General features: G+C 62.7%; 15 protein-coding genes. 13 read left to right on the forward strand and 2 right to left on the reverse strand.

Features of this window, described 5'->3' with window-relative positions; translation table 11 throughout:
- The first annotated feature begins 120 nt into the window (after window positions 1–120).
- The 7 genes from E4631_RS08005 (at window position 121) to E4631_RS08035 (ending at window position 12,761) form a co-directional block, all read left to right on the forward strand.
- A complete protein-coding gene (locus tag E4631_RS08005) occupies window positions 121–1,437 on the forward strand; it encodes a sugar porter family MFS transporter (RefSeq protein ID WP_133659582.1) in 1,317 nt (438 codons plus the stop codon).
- A 177-nt stretch (window positions 1,438–1,614) separates the two neighbouring features.
- Window positions 1,615–2,496, forward strand: coding sequence for a carbohydrate kinase (locus E4631_RS08010; RefSeq protein WP_240734764.1), 882 nt, complete (start codon window positions 1,615–1,617; stop codon window positions 2,494–2,496).
- A gap of 57 nt (window positions 2,497–2,553) precedes the next feature.
- A complete protein-coding gene (locus E4631_RS08015) occupies window positions 2,554–4,341 on the forward strand; it encodes an alpha-glucosidase (protein ID WP_133659583.1) in 1,788 nt (595 codons plus the stop codon).
- 330 nt (window positions 4,342–4,671) lie between these two features.
- Entirely contained in the window at window positions 4,672–7,710 is a 3,039-nt protein-coding gene (locus E4631_RS08020) for a SusC/RagA family TonB-linked outer membrane protein (RefSeq protein ID WP_133659584.1), read from the forward strand.
- Window positions 7,711–7,730: 20 nt separating this feature from the next.
- Window positions 7,731–9,299, forward strand: a complete 1,569-nt coding sequence (locus tag E4631_RS08025) for a RagB/SusD family nutrient uptake outer membrane protein (protein ID WP_133659585.1) — start codon at window positions 7,731–7,733, stop codon at window positions 9,297–9,299.
- A 401-nt stretch (window positions 9,300–9,700) separates the two neighbouring features.
- Window positions 9,701–12,310, forward strand: coding sequence for a PAS domain-containing protein (locus E4631_RS08030; RefSeq protein ID WP_133659586.1), 2,610 nt, complete (start codon window positions 9,701–9,703; stop codon window positions 12,308–12,310).
- A gap of 43 nt (window positions 12,311–12,353) precedes the next feature.
- On the forward strand, window positions 12,354–12,761 hold the full coding sequence (locus tag E4631_RS08035) for a response regulator (RefSeq protein WP_133659587.1): 408 nt from the start codon (window positions 12,354–12,356) through the stop codon (window positions 12,759–12,761).
- Window positions 12,762–12,811: 50 nt separating this feature from the next.
- Here E4631_RS08035 and E4631_RS08040 read toward each other — a convergent pair whose 3' ends face one another.
- Both E4631_RS08040 and E4631_RS08045 read right to left on the reverse strand, forming a co-directional pair.
- On the reverse strand, window positions 12,812–13,189 hold the full coding sequence (locus E4631_RS08040) for a cupredoxin domain-containing protein (RefSeq protein WP_133659588.1): 378 nt from the start codon (window positions 13,187–13,189) through the stop codon (window positions 12,812–12,814).
- Window positions 13,190–13,350: 161 nt separating this feature from the next.
- Window positions 13,351–15,681: a heavy metal translocating P-type ATPase gene (locus E4631_RS08045; protein WP_133659589.1), complete on the reverse strand. Its 2,331-nt coding sequence runs from the start codon at window positions 15,679–15,681 to the stop codon at window positions 13,351–13,353.
- A gap of 384 nt (window positions 15,682–16,065) precedes the next feature.
- Between E4631_RS08045 and E4631_RS08050 the strand changes: the two genes are divergently transcribed.
- The 6 genes from E4631_RS08050 (at window position 16,066) to E4631_RS08075 (ending at window position 24,338) form a co-directional block, all read left to right on the forward strand.
- Window positions 16,066–16,452: a hypothetical protein gene (locus E4631_RS08050; protein ID WP_133659590.1), complete on the forward strand. Its 387-nt coding sequence runs from the start codon at window positions 16,066–16,068 to the stop codon at window positions 16,450–16,452.
- A gap of 284 nt (window positions 16,453–16,736) precedes the next feature.
- Window positions 16,737–18,086 (forward strand): efflux RND transporter permease subunit, encoded by a 1,350-nt coding sequence (locus tag E4631_RS08055; RefSeq protein WP_133659591.1) that lies wholly within the window; start codon window positions 16,737–16,739, stop codon window positions 18,084–18,086.
- 96 nt (window positions 18,087–18,182) lie between these two features.
- Complete coding sequence (locus E4631_RS08060) at window positions 18,183–20,075, forward strand: efflux RND transporter permease subunit (protein WP_133659592.1); 1,893 nt, start codon at window positions 18,183–18,185, stop codon at window positions 20,073–20,075.
- Window positions 20,076–20,247: 172 nt separating this feature from the next.
- On the forward strand, window positions 20,248–21,495 hold the full coding sequence (locus E4631_RS08065) for a TolC family protein (RefSeq protein WP_133659593.1): 1,248 nt from the start codon (window positions 20,248–20,250) through the stop codon (window positions 21,493–21,495).
- Window positions 21,473–22,870 (forward strand): efflux RND transporter periplasmic adaptor subunit, encoded by a 1,398-nt coding sequence (locus E4631_RS08070; protein WP_166648243.1) that lies wholly within the window; start codon window positions 21,473–21,475, stop codon window positions 22,868–22,870. Before E4631_RS08065 ends, E4631_RS08070 begins: the two co-directional genes overlap by 23 nt.
- On the forward strand, window positions 22,863–24,338 hold the full coding sequence (locus E4631_RS08075) for an efflux RND transporter periplasmic adaptor subunit (RefSeq protein WP_133659595.1): 1,476 nt from the start codon (window positions 22,863–22,865) through the stop codon (window positions 24,336–24,338). Before E4631_RS08070 ends, E4631_RS08075 begins: the two co-directional genes overlap by 8 nt.
- Window positions 24,339–24,354 lie beyond the last annotated feature (16 nt).

A 24,354-nucleotide genomic window follows, 5' to 3' on the forward strand; every position in this document is an offset into this window, starting at 1 on the left:
AAATAATTATTTCAAAAAAGCCAGCTTGTAAGAATCTTGCAAGTATTTGAAATAAACCAGCAAGCCTAGGCGCGGGGAAAGGCCGAATTTTGGGACGATATTCTTCCGGATTCCCACCCCATGCTGCAGCGCAAAGTTCTTTTCTGGTCCATCGTCACGGCACTCGGGGGCTTCCTGTTTGGCTTCGATACGGCCGTGATTTCGGGGGCTGAGAAGGCTATTCAGCAGCTCTGGCGGTTGAGTGCCGTGGAGCACGGCTTCACCATTTCCATTGCCCTCATCGGCACGGTGCTGGGCGCCATGTTTGGCGGCATTCCGAGCGATAAGCTGGGCCGGCGGCAGACGCTGCGCTGGATTGCGGTGCTCTACCTGGTGTCGGCGGTGGGCGCGGCGCTGGCCCCGGCCTGGGTGCCATTTCTGGTGTTTCGCTTCCTGGGCGGGCTTGGGGTAGGGGCCTCGTCGGTGACGGCCCCGCTCTACATCTCCGAGATTTCGCCGGCCGACTCGCGGGGCAAGCTGGTGGGCCTGTTTCAGTTCAATATCGTGTTCGGCATCCTGGCCGCCTACCTCTCCAACTACCTGCTGGCCAGCACCGGCGAGCACTCGTGGCGCCTCATGCTGGGCGTGCAGGCCGTGCCGGCGGTAGCGTTTCTGCTGTTCCTGTTTCGGGTGCCCGAAAGCCCGCGCTGGCTGCTGCTGCACGGCCGCCTGGAGGAGGGTAGGGACGTGCTGCATATCATCAACCCCACCAACGTGGACGCTACGGTGGGCGCCATCCTGGCCAGCCAGGCGCACGCCGCCCAGCAAAGCGAGTCGCTTTGGAGCCCGCAGTACCGCACGCCCGTGCTGCTGGCCATGGCGTTCGCATTTTTTAATCAAGTGTCTGGCATTAATGCGATTATCTACTACGCCCCACGCATCTTTGAGATGACCGGGCGCGGCCAGGACGCGGCCTTGCTGTCGTCGGCGGGCATTGGGCTGGTCAACTTCATCTTCACCCTGCTGGGCGTGAATTTGATTGACCGGTTTGGGCGGCGCACGCTCATGCTGGTGGGCTCGGTGGGGCTCATTGCCACGCTGGGGCTGGTGGCGCGGGCCTTTTATACGCAGCAGTTTGGCAGCGTGCCGGTGCTGCTGTTCAGCTACATCGCCTTTTTTGCCTTCTCGCAGGGCGCCGTCATCTGGGTCTTCATCTCCGAGATTTTCCCCAACGCCGTGCGGGCCAGCGGCCAGGCGCTGGGCAGCTCTACGCACTGGGTTATAGCCACGGTCATCGCCTTCACTTTTCCCTGGTTTTCGGAGCATCTGGGCGGCGGCAACACCTTCGCCTTCTTCTGCGCCATGATGGTGCTGCAGCTGGTATTCGTGCTGCGCTTCATGCCCGAAACCAAAGGCACCAGCCTCGAAGGCGTCGAAAAAACGCTGGTTATGCACTAGGTGAGTGGTGAGGTGGTAAGTGGTGAGATGGTGAGTAAAAGAACGTCATGCTGAGCTTGTCGAAGCATCTCGCTCTCATCATTGAACGATTGATTTTACTACCCCCCGCGAGATGCTTCGACAAGCTCAGCATGACGTTCTTTTACTCACTACCTCACCATCTTGCCACCTCACCACATGCCTGTCGTCTGCTTTGGAGAAATGCTTTGGGATGTGCTGCCCACCGGCAAGCAGCCCGGCGGCGCCCCGCTCAACGTGGCGGTGCACCTGCGCAACTTCGGCCTAGAGGCCCAGCTCATCAGCCGCGTGGGGCACGACGACCTAGGCGCCGAGCTACTGGAGTTTGTAGCGAGCAAAGACCTCGATATCAGCTACGTGAAGCAGGGTGAAACCCACCTGACGGGGGTAGTAAAAGCCAACGTGAGCGACAATCAGGAGGTGACCTATAAAATATTGCAACCCGTGGCCTGGGACTACATCCAGTACGGCGACGACCTGCGGGTATTAGTTGATGAGGCCGATGCCTTCGTGTTTGGCAGCCTGGCCGCTCGCAGCTCCGTCACCCGCGAAACGCTGTACCGCCTGCTGCAGCAGGCCCCGCTGAAGGTGTTCGACGTGAACCTGCGCACGCCCCACTACTCGCGCGATGTGGTGACCTACCTGCTGCGGCAGGCCGACGTGGTGAAGCTCAACCACCACGAGCTAGCCGAGCTGCTGGGCTGGTTTGGCGTGAGCCCGGCCGAAGAAACGGCCTTGGAATGGCTGGCGGCCCGCTTTGGGCTGCAAGCCGTGTGCGTGACCAAGGGCGCCGATGGCGCGGCGCTGTGGGTGGGCGGGCAGCTCTACCGCAGCCCCAGCCTAGTGGTGCAGGTGCAGGACACCATCGGCAGCGGCGATGCTTTTCTGGCGGCGCTGCTCAAAGGCTGGCTGGCCGGGCAGGCGCCCGCCGACTACCTGGCCTTTGCCTGCGCGGCGGGCTCGCTGGTGGCCAGCTACCAAGGCGCTACGCCGGCTATCTCGGTGGCGCAGGTGCAGGCGCTGGCTACCTCTATTGATTGATAATAAGATTTTTACTAAAAAGCTTTCTGGCTTTTCGTTTTGCCCTTTTTACTACGCATGAATCTTCGCGCTACTTTTCTTATTTGCTGCCTTGCTGGCGGAGTGGCGGCTTGCAGCCAGTCGGCCAAGCAGGAAACGACGGCGGCAACCGGCGTAAGCACGCCTACCCCCCCCGCCGCGGCCGGTAGCGGCCTGGCCAAAAAAGCCGGCTGGTGGAAGGAAACCGTGGTGTACCAGCTCTACCCGCGCAGCTTTCAGGATAGCAACGGCGACGGCGTGGGCGACCTCAAGGGCATCATGCAGCGGCTCGATTACCTCAAAAGCCTGGGGGTAGGGACGGTGTGGCTGAACCCCATCTACGCTTCGCCCAACGATGATAACGGCTACGATATCAGCGACTACCGCCAGATTATGCCCGAGTTTGGCACCATGGCCGACTTCGATGCTTTGCTGAAAGGCATGCACCAGCGCGGCATTAAGCTGGTGATGGATTTGGTGGTGAACCACAGCTCGGATGAGCACGAATGGTTTAAGTCGGCCCGCGCCTCGCGCACCAGCCCCTACCGCGACTACTACTACTGGTGGCCCGCCGAAAAGGGCACGCCGCCAGCGCGTTACAGCACCTTCGACGTGAAGAAAGACGCTTGGCAGTACGACGCGCCCACCAAGAGCTACTACCTGCACATCTTCTCCAAGAAGCAGCCCGACCTGAACTGGAACAACCCTAAGCTGCGCCAGGAAGTGCACAACATCATGCGCTTCTGGCTGGATAAGGGCATCGACGGCTTTCGCATGGATGCCTTCCAGTTTGTGGCCAAAGACCCCGCCTTCCCGCCCATGCCGGGCCTGAATGAGCAGAATTTTGCCAACGCCTACAATCACGGCCCGCACCTGCACGACTACCTGAAGGAGATAAACCGCGAGGTACTAAGCCACTACAACGTGCTGACCGTGGCCGAGGGCGCGGGCCGCAACCTCACCGAGGCGCACCTCTTCGTGGACCCCGCCCGCCAGGAGCTCGACATGACCTACCACTTTGAGGGCACGGGCGTGGGTAGCGGCACCGATACCTATAAGCTCACCGACCTCAAGCGCGTGTTTACGAAGTGGGACAGCGCCTTTGCCCGGCAGGGCTGGCAGGCCCTCGACCTCGGCAACCACGACCAGCCGCGCATGGTGAGCAAGTTTGGCGACGACCGGCCGCAGTTCCGCGCCCCATCGGCCAAGCTGCTCAACACCTTCCTGTTAACCATGCGCGGCACGCCCTACTGCTACAGCGGCGACGAGCTGGGCATGACCAATAGTAAGTTCAACGGCATTGCCGACTACCGCGACGTGGCCGCCCGCAATACCTACCAGCTGCTCCAGCAGCAGGGCGGCAACGAGGCGGCCTTCTTCCACGGCCTGGCCCGCTTCTCGCGCGATAACAGCCGCACGCCCTTTCAGTGGAACGCCACGAAGAACGCGGGCTTCACCACCGGCACGCCCTGGATTGGCGTGAACCCGAACTATGTAACTGTGAATGAGGCGGCTGAAAACCAGGACTCGGCCTCGGTGCTGAACCACTTCCGGCGGGCCATGCGGCTGCGCCAGCAGCACCCCGTGCTGGTATATGGCCAGTACCAGCTGCTCGACCGGGCCAACCCGCACATCTACGCCTACACCCGCACCCAGGGCACCGAAAAGGTACTGGTGGTGCTCAACTTCTCGCCCGAAAAGCGCGACTGGGCCCTACCCCCCGGCCTGAAGCCTACCGGCGTTCCCCTGCTCAACAACTATCCTGCGCTGGCCACTGGCCCTACCCTCGCCCTGGAGCCCTGGCAAGCGGTGGTAGTACGGCTTTGAGGAGCTCCCTTTTGGTGCTTAGTATACTGATTATCTGGTTAATAGCTGTTGTAAAACGTCCCGATAAAAGGGCTTTTTGAGGCAATGAGTTGGGTAAAAGGCGGTCATAGCGAATCATAAGGGTAAGAAAATAATATTCTTTTACCATAAAACGGTAAAAATGCCAGTTCGGAGCGGTGCAGTTTACTACCTTTACCGCATTCCCCCCAAGCTGGTAACCCCTTGACTGTCTAGTCCTAGGATTTTTGCAATCGTTCTCGGCAATCGATTGCGATAGGTAGAGATAAATAAGTTCCAGTTAGAATTCCCACACTTCAACTCTTTTCACTCATGCGTAACACTTGTTACTCAACACAACAGACCTATGAGCAACCGGCGGCCCGCTCATCCTTGGGCCGCAAAGCATTACTGCTGACGCTGTTCCTACCCCTGATTGGCCACGCGCAGACGGCGCGGGAGGTCACGGGCAAAGTAGTGGATGGCACCGGTACCGGCTTGCCGGGCGTAACGGTAATTGTGGCCGGCACCACGGTGGGCTCCAGCACGGGGGCCGACGGCAGATTCCAGTTGCAGGTGCCGGCTACGGCCACCTCGCTCACGGTATCATTTATCGGCTACGCCAAGCAAACCGTTGATATCACGGGCCGAAACACAATAGCGGTGACGCTGAAAGACGATGCCCAAGCCCTGGGCGACGTAGTGGTAGTGGGCTACGGCGCGGTTAGAAAGAGCGACCTGACCGGGGCCGTTTCGGTCATCGGCGAGAAGGACTTCAACAAGGGCACGTACACCTCGCCCGACCAACTCATTCAGGGCCGTACCTCGGGGGTGCAAGTCACTAACAGCAGCGGGCAGCCTGGGGGCCCTGCAACCATAAAAATTCGGGGTAATTCGGCCGTGACGGGTACCGGCCAGCCGCTCTACGTAGTAGACGGCGTACCGCTCGATGGCCGCTCGGCCCGGCCGGGCCTGAACGCATCGACCGCCGGCGGTGATGGGGCTGACAGCAATCCGCTGAACTTCCTCAACCCCGCTGATATTGAGTCGGTGACCGTCTTGAAAGATGCTTCTGCCACGGCCATCTACGGTTCGCGGGCAGCTTACGGGGTTGTGCTGATTAACACGAAGCGGGGCAAAACGGGCGCCCCGACACTAAGCATAGGGGCCTCAACCGGCTTTTCAAACATCCTGCGTCGCCAGAAGATGCTCAATGCCGGGCAGTACCGGCAAGCCCTGGCTTACTACGGGCTGCCCAATACCGGGGCCGGTAGCTACGACCTGGGCGCTGATACCGACGCGCTGGGTGCCCTCCTGCGAACGGCTAAACTGCAAAACTACAATGTGGCCATGAGTGGTGGCGGCGAAAATGGCCGCTACCGCCTCTCGCTGGGCTACCTCAACCAAGACGGTATTGTGCGCAAAACTGGCTTCAAGAAGTACAGCGCCAACTTCTCCACCAACCTGGAGTTTCTCGAAAGCAAGAAGCTGGGCGTGGATGTGAACATCGTCACCAGCCAGTTTCAGGAGAACCTGGCCCCCATCACTACCAACGCCGGCTCTCAAGGCAGCCTCATCGGCCAAGCGTTGCAGTGGAACCCGACCGAGTCGCTCTACAATCCTAATGGCACGCTGAATATTAAAGCGGGCGAACTTATTAACCCCCTGGCGTATCAGGAGCTGTTCAATGACGAATCCCGGGTAACCACCATTCTGGCCAGCGTGTCGCCGCATTACAAAATTACCGACTGGCTGGAAGCACGGGTGCTGTACAGCATCAACTACAGCACCGGGGAGCGCCGCTCATCTATCGGCCAAGACCTTATCAATTTTGATGATATAAAGGGCAAGGGACTTGCTAGCATTGGCAACAACCAACTAAGCACCCAGCAGATAGCCAATACGCTGAATTTTAACAAGAAAATTGCTCCTGACCTCAACCTGAATGCGCTGTTGGGCTACGAGTATACCACGTTCTCCAGCTCAGGCTCGAACATCAGGGCCTACGGCAATCCTGACCAGGGCGGCTTTGGCAACTTCGGGCTGGACTACACGAATTACATTCAGTATTCCAGCAACGGCTCCCGGTTTGTAACCTCTTTCAAAGACCCTTTCACCGCGCTGCAGTCCGTCTTTGGCCGGGCCATTCTTAACTACAAGGAGCGCTACCTCTTCACGGCTACGTTGCGCCGCGACCAAAGCAGCAAGTTCGGCCCCGAAAACCGAGTGGGCTATTTCCCTTCTTTTGCCGCGGCCTGGGATGTAAGCCAGGAAGAATTCTTGAAGGGTAACCAGTACCTGAATCAGCTTAAAATCCGGGCGGGCTACGGCCGCACCGGCAACCAGGAGTTTCCGGCCGGCTCGGCCCAAGCCCGGTACTCGCTGGATAACAACGGGGCCCAAAATCCGCTCAATGCCGCCAGCCCAGCCTTGAAATGGCAGTCGGACACGCAGTACAACGCCGGGGTTGACTTGGGGTTCTTCGATAATCGGCTGACGGCTACGGTTGACTACTTCTACAAGACGACCACTGACCTGCTATTTCCCACCATTCCTGGGGAGCCCCGGCCGTCTAATGCTGCTGTTAAGTGGGATAACCTCAAGGGCGAAGTCGTGAACAAAGGCGTAGAACTCGCGCTCGGAGGTACGATTTTGAGCAGCGATAAGGTTGCGCTAGGCCTCAACGCCAACGCCACGTTCATCCGCAACAGCGTTTCCAACCTCCCAGGTGCCGCTATCCCTACCGGCGCGGTCAATGGCCAGGGGCTATCCGGAGCGGTGGTCGAAACCATTCGCAACGGTTTGCCTATCAATGCTTTCTTTCTGCCGCAATACTTGGGCCTCGATGACAAGGGGCTGCCACTCTACGGCCCGGCCTTCTACGCCGGTAGCCCCAATCCCAAAACCCTGCTTGGCTTGAGCGCTAACGCCCGCTACGGCAAGCTCTCGCTCGTAGCCAACATGACCGGGGTGTTTGGCCAGCTCATTTACAACAACACCCTCAACGCGGTGGGTGCTATTGGGGGCATTAACGCCCGGAAGAACATTGCGCTGGTGACCTATGAAAACCCCATTAAGGAAGCGACTGGCAGCGCGACATCTGCCTCGTCACGTTACCTGGAGAAGGGTAACTACCTGAAAATGTCGAACGTGACGCTGTCGTACGCAATTGGCAACCTAGGTAAGGTATTCAAGGGAGCCAGCGTCTACGCTACGGGCCAGAACCTGTTTGTGCTGACGAACTACACGGGAGCCGACCCGGAAATCAATACCATCAAAACGGGTGCTAATAGTGTCCCCTCGGTCGGCATTGACTACATGGGCTATCCGAGTGCCCGCACCTTCACCTTCGGCCTCAATCTCTCCTTGTAATACAATAGCTTTTATCAGCCATGAACAAAAATAGTATTGCCCGTATCGCGGCCACTTTAGCCCTGCTACAGGTGGCCAATAGCTGCCAGCTAAAAGAGGATATTAGTGGAAACCTGACCGCAGACCAGATTCCTAGTGGCAACCCCGCGGCGCTGCTCACGGGGGTGTACAATTCTATGCGTGACCCCATTCAGGGCAGCGTAAACGTTTTTGCCTTGGAAGAAGTATCGACTGACGAGCGAATTATGCCCACCCGCGGACCAGACTGGGACGACAACGGCAAGTGGCGCCAACTCTATCTCCACAACTGGGACTCTAACAACGAGCAAATCCGCAACACCTTCACCGGGCTCAACGGCATCACCTACGCTGCCACCGACCTGCTGCGGTTTAACCCCACCACGCAGCAGGCCGCCGAAGCCCGGTTCATCCGCGCCTGGGGGATGTTCTGGTTGCTGGATATGTTCGACCAGGTGCTGTACCGCGACCCCGGTGAGGAAGTGAGCCAGGCGGCCCGGTTGCGGAAAGGCACGGAAGCGCTGAACTACATCGTGAGCGAAATACAGACCGTGCAAAAGGACTTGCCCCTCGGCCCGGCGGGCAAAGCCAACCAGGATGCCGCCCGCGTTCTGCTGATGAAGTGCTACCTCAACAAGGGGGCCTACGCCAACCGCAAAACGCCAACGTTTGACGTGGCTGATATGAACGCAGTAATTAAGCTGGCGGACGAAATTATCAATAGCAATAAGTACTCCTTCACGGCCGACTACTTCGATAACTTCGCGCCCAACAACACCGCCATCGGTAAAGAGAATATCTTCACCCAGGAAAATACCTACGGTGACGGCGGTGATGTGCGCTCCTACTGGAAATTCGTTTCGCACTACAACCTTTTTCCCGTCAATGGCTACAACGGCCCGGCCACTACGGGCGATTTTTTCGACAAGTTTGAGGCGACCGATAAACGGCGGGGCGAAGCCTATCCGAGCAATTCTCCCAACGCCATCAACACGGGCAAGCACATCAATGTGGGCTTTCTGGCCGGCCAGCAGTACAACCTTAAGGACGAGACGGCCCTCAAAGACCGGGGCGGTAATCCACTGGTGTTTACCAAAGACATCAACATATTTGAAGTGGGCCCCGACCTGGAAGTGAAGGGCATTCGGCCTCTGAAATACCCGGTAGACTACGCCAGCGAGGATAAAGGCGGCAACGGCGCGGAAAACGACCACGTAAGCTTCCGGCTGGCCGACGTGCTGCTGATGAAGGCCGAGGCCATATTGCGGGGCGGCACGGCCACCACGGCTGGCCCGTATGGCACTACGCCCCTGGCTATCGTCAACTATATCCGCACGCTGCCCTCGCGGGGAGCCAGTGCATTGCCCGCGCTTACGCTGGATATTCTGCTCGATGAGCGCGGCCGGGAACTGTACAACGAGGAGTGGCGCCGGCAGGACCTGATTCGGTTCGGCAAGTTTTTGCTGGCCCGGAAAGACAAGCCCGTGAGCGCTGATAAGTATCTCCTCTTTACTATTCCGCAGACGCAGGTGGATGTAAACCCTAACATCACGCAAAACCCCGGCTACTAAAGCCCTACTGCTACGGCCGCCGCCCTACCCCTGCCCAGGGGCGCGGCCGTGGCGGAGGCTGGAAAGCCGCGAGTATAAATTTTTTGATTACAAAGGAGCTCGTCGATTATCGGCGGGCTCCTTTGTGTTTGAGACAATAACGCGAATGCTTGCTGCTTGGTGGCAAGTGGGAATAGCCTCAAGCATTCGTAAAATATATTATTGTGAAACAAGCTATAGTGGCTAAGGAAGTGCGCAAAGGCTAGCTGCGGACCGTGGTCGTTACTCACGCGGCTTGATTTCTGCGTGTGGGGTAGGGGCGAGCCAGCGAGCAAAAACAAGGAAATCAGTCGGCTGAATTTTTGGTTGTGTTGGGGCAATTTCCGTATTGTTACCACCCAACTGCGCTGCTTTTTTGCTTCATGCCTGCCGCTTCTTCGACTGACCTTTCTGCCCTGTTGCCCATTTTCGACGCCTTGCCCGCGCCTTACCTGCTGCTCACGCCGAGCCTGGTGATTGAAGCCGTGAGTGATGCCTTTCTGGCGGCTACCCTCACGGAGCGCGCCAACCTGCTGGGTAGCTACCTGTTCGACGCCTTTCCAGATAATCCCGACACGCCCGAGGCAAACGGCGTAAGCAACCTGCGCGCCTCGCTGGACCAGGTGCTGGCTACCGGGCTGCCGCACGAGATGGCCCGCCAGCGCTACGACGCGCCCGACCCCGACCGACCCGGCCACTTTGTGGAGCGCCACTGGCTGCCCCGCAACACGCCCGTACTCGATGCCCAAGGCCGGGTGAGCCACATTATTCACGCGGTGCTCAACGTGACGGACCACGTGCAGGCCGAGGCACGGCTGCGCGAAAGCCAGGCCCGCGAGCAGGCCGCCGCCGCCGCCGTTGAGGCGCAGCGCCAGCAGCTGTACCAAACGTTTCAGGAGGCGCCGGCCATGATTTGCGTGTTTGACGGGCCGCAGCACGTGTTTCAGTTTGTGAACCCGCCCTACCAGGCGCTGGTGGGTGACCGCCCGCTGGTGGGCAAGCCCATTGCCGAGGCGATGCCCGAGTTGGTTGGGCAGCCCATTTTTGAGCTGCTTGATGGCGTGTACCGCACCGGCGAAACGTATCGCGCCAACGAGATGCCGGTGCAGCTCGACCACGATAATCTGGGCTCGCAAACGCTGGAAAAGCGCTACTATAACTTTATCTATCAGGCGCGCCACGGCTTGGGAGGCGAGATTACAGGCATTTTTGTGTTTGCCTATGACGTGACAACGCAGGTGCTGGCCCGCCGGCAGGTGCAAGAGCTAAACGAGGAGCTGGCGACCATTAACGAAGAGCTGTACGCCAGCAACGAAGAGTTTTTGCAAGCCAACTCGGAGCTGACGCACACGCAGCTGCAGCTGCAGCAGCTCAACCAGGAGCTGGAAGCCCGCGTGGCCGCCCGTACCCAGGATGCCCGCGCCGCCCGCGCCGAAACCGAGCGCCAGCGGCGCCAGCTCGAAGACCTATTTATGCGCGCGCCGGCGGCCATCTCTATTTTCGGCGGGCCCAATTGGGTCTACGAGCTGGTAAATCCGGGCTACCAGCAGCTGTTTCCCGGCCGGCGGCTGCTGGGCCTACCCCTGCTGCAAGCTCTGCCTGAGGTAGCCGGCCAACCCTTGCTGGATATTCTGAACAGGGTCTACACTACCGGTATTCCTTTTGAAGGCAAGGAAGTACTGGTGTCGTTGGCCCGCCACGAGGGTGGCCCCCTTGAAGAGGTTTATTTTGACCTGACGTACCAGGCCCGCTTCGACGAAACTGGCCAGATTGATGGCTTCGTAACCTATGCCAACGACGTGACGGCCCAGGTGCTGGCCCGCCGCGAGCGCGTGATGCAGGAGCAGCGCCTGCGTGAGCTGTTTGAGCAGGCACCGATGGCTATTGCCGTATTTCGGGGAGTTAACTACATACTCGACGTAGTGAACCCCTCTATGGGGGCAATGTGGGGCTACCCCCCCGCACAGCTAGTAGGCCAGCCTTTCTTCACGGCCCTATCTGAGCTGCAAGGCCAGGGCTTGCGTGAACTGCTTGACCGAGTGCGCCTTAGTGGCCAACCCTATGTAGCCCAGGAGTGGCCCGTGCAGCTGGCCCGCCACCAGCCCGGCACCACCGGCTATTTTAATTTTGTGTACCAGCCGCTATGGGGCGCCGATGGCCAGCAAACGGGGATTGTGTGCGTGGCTACTGACATGACGACCCAGGTGCTGGCCCGCCAGCAGGTGCAAAACCTGAATGAAGAGCTAGCGGCGATTAACGAAGAAATGCAGGCCACCAACGAGGAGCTGGGCGATACCAACCGCCAGCTCACGCGCACCAACGTGGACTTGGACAACTTCATCTATACTGCCTCGCACGACCTCAAGCAGCCCATCGCCAACATTGAGGGCCTGCTCCAGGCCCTTACCCACGAGCTGCCCGCCGAAGCTCGCCAGGCGGCGCTGGTGCAGCCCATTCTAGAGCGCATGCACGCCGCGGTGGAGCGTTTTCAAAAAACCATCGGCGACCTCACCGAGGTGAGCAAGCTGCAGCAGGCCCACGACCAGCCGGCCCAGGAAGTGCGGCTGCGTCAGGTAATTGAGGAAGTGGCCCTCGACCTGGACCCCGTGCTGGCCGCGCTCGGCTGGCTGGAAGTGGCCGTGCCGCTCGGCCAGGTCGTCACCTTTTCCGAAAAAAACCTGCGCTCGGTGGTCTACAACCTGCTGAGCAACGCGCTCAAGTATTGTGCCCCCGGCCGGCCGTTGCGCGTGCAGGTGAGCAGCCAGTTGCGAGGGAATAGTGTGGAGCTGCGGGTGCAGGACAATGGCCTGGGCCTCGACGCGGCACAGCAGGCCCGGCTCTTCGGGCTGTTTCAGCGGCTGCACACGCACGTGGAGGGCACGGGCATTGGGTTGTATATGGTCAAGAAAATAGTGGAGAATGCCGGTGGTACTATTGCGGTGCAAAGCGAATTGGGCGTAGGTTCCAGCTTTATCGTTTTGCTGCCAAATTGATGTTACAACCTGCTCCACCACGGGGCGGGACTCTGTGCGAGATATGAAAAAGCTTTCCAGCGTGCTGCTAATCGACGATGACTCGACGACCAACTTTCTCAACAATTTGTTGCTCAAGCGCCTGGATATTGCCGATACCCTGCTTGTGGCCGAAAACGGCGCGCTGGGGCTTGCTATCCTGGCGGAAGTGTGCGCCGAGGCCACGCCCAGGTGCCCGGCCCTGATTTTGCTGGACGTGAACATGCCCGTGATGAACGGCATCGAGTTTCTGGAGGCCTACCAGCGCCTGCCCCTGGCTCAGCGCCAGGCCATTATCATTGTGCTGCTCACCACCTCGGTGCACCCGCGCGACCTGGAGCGCGTGCGGCAATTGCCCATTGCGGGCACGCTCAACAAGCCCCTCACCGAGGAGAAGATGCGGGGCGTTTTGCAGCAGTATTTTCCGGACTAAAGGGCCCGGTAGTAGCCTTCGGCTGCCTCGCGAGGGGTAGGGGCCAGCGCCTAGCGCACTACCACGCTGCCGCGCAGCATGTGCATGCCGCAGGTAAACTCAAAGCTTCCGGCTTTTTGGGGCAGAAACTCGACAGCCGTGGTCTGAAACGCCGGTAGGTCGCGCCGAATGTGAAAGTCGGGCATCAGCAATTCTTCCGAGCACGAGCTTTCCTCGTCGCGGTAGAAGTTGAGCTGCACTGGCTCGCCCTTTCGCACCTCAATCACGTTGGGCGAGTAGCCCCCTTTTACGGTGATATCGACCTGCTGCACGCCCGCCGACGACGACACTGCCGCCGCCCGCTGGTGCGGCGCCAAAAAGAAAAACCAGCCTACAAAGGCCATGAGGCCCAGGCCGATGATGGTGACGAGCAGTTGGGTAGTGTCCATTGATTTTGATTTGGGGGGTAGGGAGCCAGTTGTCGTTGCGCTCGCAGCAAAGCGGAGCGCGGCAATCTTTCCTGGTCGTTCACTTCAATGGGTTAGTGACCCTAACGTGAAGGAAGGATTGCCGCGCTCCGCTTTGCTGCGCTCGCAATGACAAACGGCTTCTACTTTTTAACGGAAAAGCTGCGCAGACGTAGCGAGTTGGTGAGCACCGAAACGGAGCTGAGGGCCATGGCCCCGGCGGCCAGCATGGGCGAGAGCGTCCAGCCGGTGAAGGGGTAGAGCAGGCCGGCCGCGATGGGAATGCCCAACGAGTTGTAAACGAACGCGAAGAACAGGTTTTGCTTAATCGTGCGCATGGTGTGGCGCGAGAGCGCGATGGCCGTTACTACCCCCTGCAAATCGGCCCGCATGAGGGTGATGGGGGCGGCTTCCATGGCCACGTCGGTGCCGGTGCTCATGGCCAGGCCCACGTCGGCGCGGGCCAGGGCGGGCGCATCGTTGATGCCATCGCCCACCATGGCCACGGTGCGGCCCTCGGCTTGCAGTTCCTGCACCTTGCCGGCCTTGTCGGCGGGCAGAACCTCGGCAAAGTAGCGCGTGATGCCCACCTGCGCGGCCACGGCGGCGGCGGTTTGGGGGTTGTCGCCGGTCATCATCACCACTTCCAGGCCCTGGGCCTGCAGCTGCTTGATGGCGGCGGCTGAGGTGGCGCGCAGCGTGTCGGCCACGCCCAGCACGGCGGCGGGCTGGCCGTCGAGGGCCACGTAGAGCACGGTTTTGGCCTGGGCCAGCAGGCCGGCGGCGGCGTGCTCCTGCTCGGGGGTGAGGGCCACGCCTGCCTCGCGCAGCAGGCGCTGGTTGCCGATGAGTACTTTTTTGCCGCTCACCGTAGCCGAAGCGCCCTGGCCCTCGATGGCGCGGAAGTCGGCCGTGGCGAGGGGGGTAGGGGCGGGGCCGGCCTGGGCGGGCAGCTCGGCGTAGCGCACCACGGCGGCGGCCAGCGGGTGCTCGCTCTGGCGCTCCACGGCGGCGAGCAGGGGTAGGAGGTCGGCGGCGCGGTGGCCGGCCAGGGGTAGCAGGTCCGTCACGGCAGGCTCGCCCTGGGTGATGGTGCCGGTTTTGTCGAGCAGCACGGTATCGACCTGGTAGGCTTTTTCGAGGGCCTCGGCGTTGCGAATGAGCACGCCGTACTCGGCGCCTTTGCCGGTGCCCACCATGATGGCAGTGGGCGTGGCCAGCCCCAGCGCGCAGGGGCAGGCAATGATAAGCACGGCCACGAAGTTGGTGAGCGCCAGCGGCAACCGGGTGGCGTCGGGCGCAAAATCAAACCAAATAACGAACGTGGCAATGGCTAGGATGATGACCGTGGGCACGAACACCGCGCTCACCCGGTCGGCCAGCCGCTGAATGGGCGCACGGCTGCCCTGGGCGTCGCTCACGAGCTTCACAATCTGGGCCAGCATGGTTTCGGCCCCCACCTTGGTCACCTTAAAGCGGAAAGAACCCGTCTTATTAATGGTGGCGCCAAACACCGCGTCGCCGGCTTTCTTCTCGACGGGCAGGCTCTCGCCGGTCAGCATGGCCTCATCGAGCGACGAATGGCCTTCCTGGATAACGCCGTCGGTGGCGACCTTCTCGCCGGGGCGCACCACCACCACGTCGCCAAGCTGCACCTGCTCGATGGGCACGTCCACTTCCTGGGTGCCGCGCACCACGCGGGCCGTGCGCGCCTGCAGGCCCAGCAGCGCCCGGATGGCGGCCGAAGTCTGCGACTTGGCTCTGGCCTCCAGTACCTTACCCAGCAAGATGAGGGCGATAATGGTGGCCGTGGTGTCGTAGTACACGTGCGGCTGGATGCCGCGGCTGGTGAGCACGCCCGGCACCAGCGTGGCCACCAGACTGAACGTGAACGCCGCCCCGGTGCCCACCGCAATGAGCGTATCCATGCTGGCGGTGCGGTGCGTGAGCCCGTTCCAGGCTGACACGTAGAACTCGCGCCCGCAGTACAGCACCACCGGCAGGGTCAGGAAGAGCTGCAAGTAGTTGAGCAAGGGCATGTTGACGCGTGCCGCCAAGTCGGGCCACAGCATGGTCATGCTCAGCAGCATGACCACGGCGGCCAGCGCCACGGCTACCCCAAAGCGGCGGCGCAGCTTGGCGTAGGCGGCGGCTTTGCGGTCGGCCAGCTCGTCGTCGGTGGCCAGGGGGCTGGCGGGCTGGCCGGCGGCGGCCGTGGTTGCCGCCGTTTCGGCTACGCCGTAGCCGGCCTCTTCCACGGCGGCTTTGAGGCCGGCGCGGTCAATCTGGGTGGGTAGGAAATCGACGGTGGCTTTTTCGGTAGCCAGGTTCACCACGGCGCGCTGCACGCCGGGCGTGCGGCTGAGGGCCCGCTCCACGAAGTTGGAGCAGGAAGCGCAGGTCATGCCCTCGATGTCGAAGGTGGTCGTTTCGGTGCCGGCAGCGGCGGCCGGGGCCAGGGTAGTAGGGTCCATATAGCGGGGCGGCCCGGGGGCCGGCGGAGGTTCAGTTACTTAAACGGTAAAGGACCGGCGCGCGTGCAAAAACGGCGGCACGCAATTGCCGTCGGGGCGTACAGAATTCGGGCGGGTTGGGCCAGTTGGCTGCGGCCGGAAACGCAAGCCGGCCGGCGCGTGTTGGGGCAGCATGTGCGAGCATCACCCACCCCGGCGGCAATTACAGCGCTTCGGCCTCTACTTGGCCGTGGGCCTGGCGGTGCTGCTGAGCCAGCTGCACGTGCTCTGATAAATAAAGCGTTGGGTGAATTTTACACCTTCGCTGCCGTAGTTCCGTAACTCCTACCCCGGCCGGTTGCCGTACCTTTGCAACCGCCTTCGCCCCCGATTTTCCCCGCTGCCTTGAAACGCTTCGCCAGTCTGTTTCTGCTTCTGAGCTACCTGTTGTCCAGCCCCGGGCTGGTGTACAGCATGCACTTTTGCGGCGATACGCTCACGGAAGTTTCGGTGACCAGCGAGGCCGCCTGCTGCTGCCCGGTGCCCAAAAAGCCCGCCGGCTGCTGCCACGACCACAAGCTCAGCAGCACCCTCAAGGATGTGAAGCTGACTACCGCGCAGCTCAAGCTGCCGGTGTTGGTGGCCGTGCCCGCCCCCGCCGCGCTGCGGCTGGCCTACCGGCTCCCTACCCCCACCTACCCGGCCGAAGCGCCGGTCGCGCCGCAGTCGGCCACCGCCGCCCCGCCGCCCGACTGCCCCGCCTACGTGCGCGGCCACGCGTTCCTGATTTAGCTTCTGGGTGTTGCCTTGTGCCCCCGGCCGGTTGGCCGTGGGGCTTTTGTGCATGGGCTGGCGCTGAGGAGGCGCGGCTGGCACGGGCGGGGCACCTCACCCCCTAGCCCCTTCTCCTTTGGGAGAGGGGAAACTGGTTTCTAGTCTTAGCTCTAATAATCTGGTTTTTATAAGATTATATCTAGGGCTAGTCTCCCCTCTCCCAAAGGAGAGGGGGCTAGGGGGTGAGGTGCCCCGCCCGCGCCGCCCGCGCTGCTCCGCTCCGCTCATCAGCTACTATCCAGATGATTGAGCAACTTATTTCTATTTCGCTGCGCCACCGGGGCATCGTGCTGCTGCTGGCGGCGGGGCTGCTGGTGTGGGGTATTTTCTCCATTCGGGCCAGCAAGATTGACGCCATCCCAGACCTGTCGGAGAACCAGGTGATTGTGTTCACCGAGTGGGCGGGGCGCGGGCCGCAAATTATTGAGGACCAGGTGACCTACCCCCTCGTCACCAACCTGCAGGGGCTGGCCCAGGTGCGGGCCGTGCGCGCCGCTTCCATGTTTGGGATGAGCTTCGTGTACGTCATTTTCAATGACAATACCGACATCTACTGGGCCCGCGAGCGGGTGCTGGAGCGCCTCAACTTTGCCCAGCGGCTGCTGCCGGCCGGCCTTACCCCCACCCTGGGCCCCGATGGCACGGGCGTGGGCCATGTGCTCTGGTACACGCTGCACGCGCCCAAGCTGGACCTGGGTGAGCAGCGCGCCCTGCAGGACTGGTACGTGAAATTTGGCTTGCAAACCGTGCCCGGCGTGAGCGAGGTGGCCAGCTTTGGCGGCTTCCAGCCAGAGTACCAGGTGACGGTGGACCCCACCAAGCTTACCTACTACAACGTGAGCCTGCCGCAGGTGCTGGCCGCCGTGCGCCAGAACAACAACGAGGCCGGCGGCCGCAAATTCGAGCAGGCCGGCGTGGGTTACATCATCAAAACCAACGGCTACGTGCAGGATGTGGCCACCCTCGAAAACGTGCCCGTGCTGACCCGCCCCAACGGCGTGCCGCTGCGCCTCAAGGACCTCGGAACGGTGCAGATGACGGGCGAAAGCCGCCTCGGCATCTTCGACCACAACGGCCAGGGCGAGGCCGTGGGCGGCATCGTGGTGATGCGCTACGGCGAAAACGCCGACGAGGTCATCACCCGCGTGAAGGCCAAAATGGCCGATGTGGCCAAGGGCCTACCCCCCGGCGTGTCGTTCGACATCGTGTACGACCGCAGCGGGCTGATAAAGGAATCGGTGGCCAACATCGAGCACACGCTACTGGAGGAAATGGGCGTGGTGTCGCTGGTGGTGCTGGTGTTTCTGTTTCACTGGCGCAGCGCGCTCAGCATCCTGCTCCAGATTCCGATTACCATCGCGGCCAGCTTCATCTTGCTCAACGCGTTCGGGATTTCTTCTAATATCATGTCGCTCACGGGGATAGCGCTGGCCATCGGCGTCATTGTCGATAACGGCATCGTGATGGCCGAGAATGCCTACCGCAACCTGGCACTGCACCAGGCGGCGGAAGCGGCGGCGGCGAGTGGCGGGCAAGTGGCTACTACTGAACGTCATGCAGAGCGCAGCGAAGCATCTCGCGTGCAGCAGTAAGCAAACCCGTTGCAACGATTGAGTTACTACCCCTGGCGAGATGCTTCGCTGCGCTCTGCATGACGTTCTTTTTGATTATTCCTACCCCCCTTACCCATGACCAACGACGAGCGCCTCGCCATCATCGAGAAATCCAGCCAGCAGGTGTCGCGGGGAATATTTTTCTCCACGATTATCATTGTGGCGTCGTTTCTGCCGGTGTTTTTGCTCACCGGGCAGGAGGGCAAGCTGTTTCACCCGCTGGCGTATACCAAGACGTTTATCCTGCTCATCGATGCCGTGCTGGCCGTGACGCTGGCGCCGGTGCTGCTGTCCTTTTTTATGAAGGGCAACTTCAAAACCGAGGAGCAAAACCCCATCAACCGGGGCCTGGAGCGGGTGTACGCGCCGCTGATAAACTGGTGCCTGACGTGGCGCAAAACCACCATTGCCATCAACCTGGTGCTGCTGGCCATCAGCATTCCGCTGCTGCTGAGCCTGGGCACCGAGTTTATGCCGCCGCTCGATGAGGGCTCGATTCTGTTCATGCCCATCACCCAGCCCGACGTGTCGAACACCGAGGTAAAGCGCATCCTGCAGGTGCAGGACCGCATCATCATGCAGGTGCCCGAGGTGAAGGGCGTGCTGGGCAAGGCCGGCCGGGCCAGCACCGCCACCGACAACGCCCCGCTGAGCATGATTGAAACCATCATCCAGCTCAAGCCCCGCGCCGAGTGGCGGGCCGGCATGACCAAGGCCAAGCTCATCGAGGAGCTGAACGGCAAGCTGCAAATACCGGGGGTAGTGAACGGCTGGACGCAGCCCATCATCAACCGCATCAACATGCTGAGCACCGGTATTCGGACCGACGTGGGCGTGAAAGTGTATGGCCAGCAGCTCGATACGATATACACTATCTCGCAGCAGGTGCGGGCGGCGCTGGGCGGCGTGCCCGGCGTGCAGGACCTGTACGTGGACCCCATCACGGGCGGCAAGTACCTCCAAATCGACCTCAACCGGCCGCAGCTGGCCCGCTACGGCCTCACCGTGGACCAGGTGAACGAGGTGGTGGAAATGGCCATCGGCGGGGCGCCCGTGGCCAGCACCGTGGAGGGTAGGCGGCGCTTCGCCATCAACGTGCGCCTGGCCGAGGACTTCCGCAACAGCCTGGCCGCCCTGCGCCGCATCCCGATTCAAACCACTGCCTACGGCCCGGTGCCGCTGTCGGCCGTGGCCACCCTGCGCTTCGAAAACGGCCCGCCCATGATTAATTCCGAAAACGCCCAGCTGCGGGGGGCGGTGCTCTTCAACGTGCGCGACCGCGACCTGGGCAGCACCGTGAGCGAGGCCATGAAGAAGGTGCAGGCCGTGCAGGGCCGCCTACCCCCCGGCTACTACCTGGAGTGGAGTGGGCAGTACGAAAACCTTATCAGCTCGCAGCGCACGCTGCTCTTCATTTTGCCCATCGTGCTGGTCGTGATTTTTGGCTGCCTGTACTTCGCCTTTCACTCGGTGCGCGAGGCGCTGCTGAGCTTGGTCACCATCCCGTTTGCGCTCATTGGCGGGGCCTACATGGTGTATTTCTACGGCGTGCATTTGTCGGTGGCGGTGGCCGTGGGCTTCATCGCGCTGTTTGGGCTGGCCGTGGAAACGGGCGTCATCATGGTCATTTACCTCAACGACGCCATGCAGCAGCTGGTGGCGCTCAAGGGTAACTCCAGCGCCACCATCACGAAGCAGGATTTGCGCGACGCCGTGTTTCACGGCGCAGCCAAGCGCCTGCGCCCCAAGCTGATGACGGTGTCGGTGGCGCTGTTTGGGCTGGTGCCGGTGCTCTGGGCCACCGGCACGGGCTCCGACGTGATGCTGCCCATCGTGCTGCCCATGATTGGCGGCGTGTTCACGTCTTCGACGCACATTCTGCTGGTGACGCCGCTCATTTTTTTGATGACCAAGGAGTATGAGCTGCGCAAGTTTGGGCGGCTGGACGTGCTGGCGGTGGGGCATTAGGCGGCGCGGGCGTTCGCCTCACCCCCCGGCCCCCTCTCCGAAAAGGAGAGGGGGAGCCAGCCGATTACTAAAATTAGAGAAGTGAAAATTATCAAAAACGCTCTTGCTTACTCGACTCCCCCTCTGCTTTTCGGAGAGGGGGCCGGGGGGTGAGGCGCCCGCCAGAACGACCATGCCGCATTACCTAAAACTCCTGCTCCTGTTAACCCTGGCCCTGCCCGCCGCGGCGCAGCCGCGCCCGCTGCCGCTCGACTCGGTGCTGCGGGCCGTCCAAACCCGCAACCCGGCCCTGCGCCAGTACGACTACCGGGCCCGCGCCCGCGACGCCGCCGTGGCCGGCGCCAACACCTGGGACGCCCCCAAGGTGAGCGCCGGCTACTGGATGACGCCCTATAACCAGCAGCCAATCAAGGAGATGAATAATGGGCAGGGCATGGGCATGCAGATGGTATCGGTGGAGCAGATGCTGCCCAACCCGGCCAAGCAGCGCGCCCGGCGCGCTTACCTGGCCGGCCAGGCGGCCGTGGAGCAGGCCGGCCAGGCGGCCTCGCTCAACGAGCTGCGCGCCCAGGCCCGCACGCTGTACTACAGCCGGGTCATTCTGGAAAAAAAGCTGAAGGTGCTGGACGAGAGCGCCTACTTGCTCGATTTTCTGCTGAAGGTGGCCCGCGCCCGCTACCCTTATAATCAGAGCTCGCTGGCCAGCATCTACCAGGTGCAGGCGCGGGTAGCCATGCACGGCAACGACCACGCCGTGCTCTACGGCCAGCTGCGCCAGAACACCATCGCCCTCAATACCTTAATGGCCCGCGACGCCGCCACCGAGTTTGTGGTGGATACGCTGCTGCCTACCCCCCCGCTGGCCGCCCTGCCCGACACGGCCACCCTGGCCGCCCGCCGCAGCGACGTGCGCGGCCTCGACCGCTCGCTGGCCGTGGTGCGCCTCAACCAGGCCGTGGAGGCCAGCCGTCGCCGGCCCGATTTTGGGGTGCGCTACGACCACATGAATGGCATCGGCAGCACGCCTAATCAGTTCACCGTCATGGGCATGGTCACGATTCCGATGGTGCCCTGGGCCGCCCGCGAGTACCGGGCCAACACCGCCGCGCTCGGCTACGAGGCCCAGGCCGTGCGCCAGCAGCGCGCCAGCTTGCTCAACGACGCGGCCGGCCGCCTCAGCACCCTGCAGTCGGACCTGGTGACCAAGCGCGAGCAGGTCGAGAATTTTGAGAAAGGCATCTTGCCCGCCCTGCGCAAAAGCTACCAGGTGACGCTGCTGGCCTACCAGCAAAACACCGCCCAGCTGCCCGCCGTGGTCGAGGCCCTTAACACCTGGCTCCTCACCCGCCTGCAATACCTCGATACGCAAAATGAACTCCTCACCCTTACCGTGCGCTATGACCAGGAACTGGAGCAATAAACTGTTGCAAAGCAGTTGGTTGGCAGCTGCAGTAGCGCTGCTGCTGGCGGGCTGCCACGGCCAGGCCCACGGCCCCGCCAACGTGGCCACTACCCCCCCGGTGGCCGCCAGCGCGGCCACGCAGTACACCTGCCCCATGCACCCCCAGATAGTGCGCGAGGCCCCCGGCAGCTGCCCTATCTGCGGCATGGACCTGGTGCCCAAGATACTGAGCAACAGCGCCGCGCGGGCCGAGGCCGGCCTGGGCAGCGTCACGCAGTCGCCCGATGCGGCGGTGGTGGCGGCCGTGGCCACCGTGCGCCCCGTGGCCGAGGGCGCGGCGGCCGATACCCTCACCCTGCCCGGCGTGGTGGAGTACGACCCGCGCCGCAGCCGCGCCGTGGCCGCCCGTTTCGGCGGGCGCATTGAGCGGCTGCTGGTGCGCTACAACTACCAGCCCGTGCGCCGGGGCCAGAAGCTGCTGGAGCTCTACAGTCCCGAGCTGGTGACGGCCGAGCAGGAGCTGATTTTTATCCTCGAAAATGACGCCGATAATGCGCTGCTGCTGAGCGGCGCCCGCCAGAAGCTACGGCTGCTAGGCTTGACTGACAATCAATTGCGCGACCTGGCCCGCACCCGCCGCCCCAGCTACCGGGTGGCCGTGTTCAGCCCCTACGACGGCTACGTGGTTGAGACGGCCGCCGCCAGCGCTTCGCCCGCCGCCCCCGCTCCGGCCGACGACGCGGCGGGCGGCATGGCCGGCGCCGCCCCCGGCATGGGCAGCGCCGAGGCCAGTGCGCCTACCCCCCCCGGCGCGGCCCAGGCTGCCGGCCTCACCCTCACCGAAGGCGCCTACGTGAGCACCGGCCAAACTCTGTTTCAAGTGATGAATACGGATGAGGTGTGGGGGATTTTTCAGCCCACGCCAGCCGAATTGGGGCGGCTGCATCCCGGTCAGGCGCTGCGCGTGGTGGCCGAGGGCCTGGCCCTACCCCCCCGCACGGCCCGCCTCGACCTGGTGGAGCCCGAGTTTCGGTCCGGGGCCAGCGTGGCGGCCGTGCGCGTGTATCTCGCTAATAGCCAGGGGCTATTGCGGCGTGGACAGCGCCTCACCGGCACGCTGACGCCGGCGGCGCGGCCGGCGCTGGCGGGCAGCTTCTGGCTGCCGCGCGCCGCGGTGGTGGACCTGGGCACCCGCCAGGTGGCCTTTGTGCGGCGGGGCAGCACGTTTGTGCCGGTGGCGGTGCAGGCGGGCCAGCGCACCGCCAGCCAGGTGCAGGTGCTTAGTGGGTTGACTGGCATTGAGGACGTGGCGGCCAATGGCCAGTATTTAATTGACAGCGAAGGCTTTATTCAAACGGCCAACGCTGCCCCTACCCCCACTGCGCATGACTAACGCCCCCCAGACCCCCCGCCCGACCCTCGGCCGCCTCGGCCCGCTGCTGCTGGGGCTGCTGTTGCTGCTGCTGGGCCCCGCCGCCTGCCGCCAGGCCGCGCCTGATACCGCCGCTACGGCCGCCGCCGGGGCGGCCTACTACACCTGCTCCATGCACCCCCAGGTGCACGCCGACGGCCCCGGCAGCTGCCCCATCTGCGGCATGAATCTGATAAAAGTGCAGCCGACACCAGTGGCCGCCCCGGCAGAAAAAGCGACCGCAACTGCCGCCGTGTACACCTGCCCCATGCACCCGGCGGTGCGCGAGGCCCAGCCCGGCAGCTGCCCCATCTGCGGCATGGACCTGGTGAAAACCTCGGCCCGCCCCGCCGCCCAAAAGATGACGCCCGCCGAGATGGCCGCCATGCCCGGCGGCGCTTCGGCCCGCACCGACCTCGTGCTCACCGCCCAGCAGGTAGAGCTGGGTAATATTCAAACGGAAGTAATTGGTAGCAAGCCCGTTGAAAACGAGCTGCCCGCCGCTACGGCCGTGCTCACGGGCACCGTGGTGGCCGATGCTCAGCGCACCGAAAGCGTGAGCAGCCGGGTGGCGGGCCGCGTCGAGAAGCTCTACGTGCGCCAAACGGGGCAGGTGCTGCGCCGGGGCGCGCCGCTGTTTGCGGTGTACAGCGAGCAGCTCGAAACCCTGCAGCGCGAGTACCTCTTGGCCCTGGCCCAGGACCTGCAAGTGCCCGAGCCCACCTACCGGCGCTTTGCCGAGGCCACGGCCCAGAAGCTGCGGCTGCTGGGCGTGTCGGCCGGGCAGCTACGGGCGCTGGCGGCGGGCGGCCGGCCCACGGCGCTCGTTACGTACTATAGCCCGCGCACCGGCACGGTGCAGTCGCTGCGCGTGGTGCAGGGGCAGTACGTGGCCGAGGGCTCGCCGCTGCTCACCCTCACCGACCTCAGCCAGGTGTGGGTCGAGGCCCAGCTCGTGCCCGCCGATGCCGGCCGGCTGCCGCTGGGCACCCGCGTGGCGGTGCAGGTGGCGGGCCAGCCGCAGTCCCTGGCGGGTAAAGTGGTGTTTCTCAGCCCCGAGCTGAGCGGCGGCAGCCAAATCACGCTGGCCCGCATAGCGGTGCCCAACCCCGGCGGGCGCCTGCAGCCCGGCGCCCAGGCCAACGTGCTGCTGGCCGCCCCGGCCGCCGCGCCGGCCGCGCCCACGGCCGCCGGCCCTACCCCCCTGCGCGTGCCCCAAGCCGCCCTTATCCACGACGGGGCCGCGAGCTACGTATGGACGCAAACCGGCACGCGCCAGTACCGGCGGGTGCGGGTGCAAGCCGGCGAGGGCACGGCGGCCACGGTACCCATCCTGAGCGGCGTGCAGCCCGGCGACCGCGTGGTGGTGGCCGGCGCCTATCTGCTGCAAAGCGAGTTTACGCTGCGCCAGGGTGCCCCCGACGACCACATGAGCGGCATGGCCATGTAGGCGGCCGGCCCCAAAT

This window comes from Hymenobacter sp. UV11 (assembly GCF_004684095.1).
In the GTDB taxonomy this organism is placed as follows: Bacteria; Bacteroidota; Bacteroidia; order Cytophagales; family Hymenobacteraceae; genus Hymenobacter.

Bases quoted from the DNA above. Each gene is read 5' to 3' on its own strand.
- E4631_RS08005 (WP_133659582.1), top strand. From the start codon at position 121: ATGCTGCAGCGCAAAGTTCTTTTCTGGTCCATCGTCACGGCACTCGGG.
- E4631_RS08010 (WP_240734764.1), top strand. From the start codon at position 1,615: ATGCCTGTCGTCTGCTTTGGAGAAATGCTTTGGGATGTGCTGCCCACC.
- E4631_RS08015 (WP_133659583.1), top strand. From the start codon at position 2,554: ATGAATCTTCGCGCTACTTTTCTTATTTGCTGCCTTGCTGGCGGAGTG.
- E4631_RS08020 (WP_133659584.1), top strand. From the start codon at position 4,672: ATGCGTAACACTTGTTACTCAACACAACAGACCTATGAGCAACCGGCG.
- E4631_RS08025 (WP_133659585.1), top strand. From the start codon at position 7,731: ATGAACAAAAATAGTATTGCCCGTATCGCGGCCACTTTAGCCCTGCTA.
- E4631_RS08030 (WP_133659586.1), top strand. From the start codon at position 9,701: ATGCCTGCCGCTTCTTCGACTGACCTTTCTGCCCTGTTGCCCATTTTC.
- E4631_RS08035 (WP_133659587.1), top strand. From the start codon at position 12,354: ATGAAAAAGCTTTCCAGCGTGCTGCTAATCGACGATGACTCGACGACC.
- E4631_RS08040 (WP_133659588.1), bottom strand. From the start codon at position 13,189: ATGGACACTACCCAACTGCTCGTCACCATCATCGGCCTGGGCCTCATG.
- E4631_RS08045 (WP_133659589.1), bottom strand. From the start codon at position 15,681: ATGGACCCTACTACCCTGGCCCCGGCCGCCGCTGCCGGCACCGAAACG.
- E4631_RS08055 (WP_133659591.1), top strand. From the start codon at position 16,737: ATGATTGAGCAACTTATTTCTATTTCGCTGCGCCACCGGGGCATCGTG.
- E4631_RS08060 (WP_133659592.1), top strand. From the start codon at position 18,183: ATGACCAACGACGAGCGCCTCGCCATCATCGAGAAATCCAGCCAGCAG.
- E4631_RS08065 (WP_133659593.1), top strand. From the start codon at position 20,248: ATGCCGCATTACCTAAAACTCCTGCTCCTGTTAACCCTGGCCCTGCCC.
- E4631_RS08070 (WP_166648243.1), top strand. From the start codon at position 21,473: ATGACCAGGAACTGGAGCAATAAACTGTTGCAAAGCAGTTGGTTGGCA.
- E4631_RS08075 (WP_133659595.1), top strand. From the start codon at position 22,863: ATGACTAACGCCCCCCAGACCCCCCGCCCGACCCTCGGCCGCCTCGGC.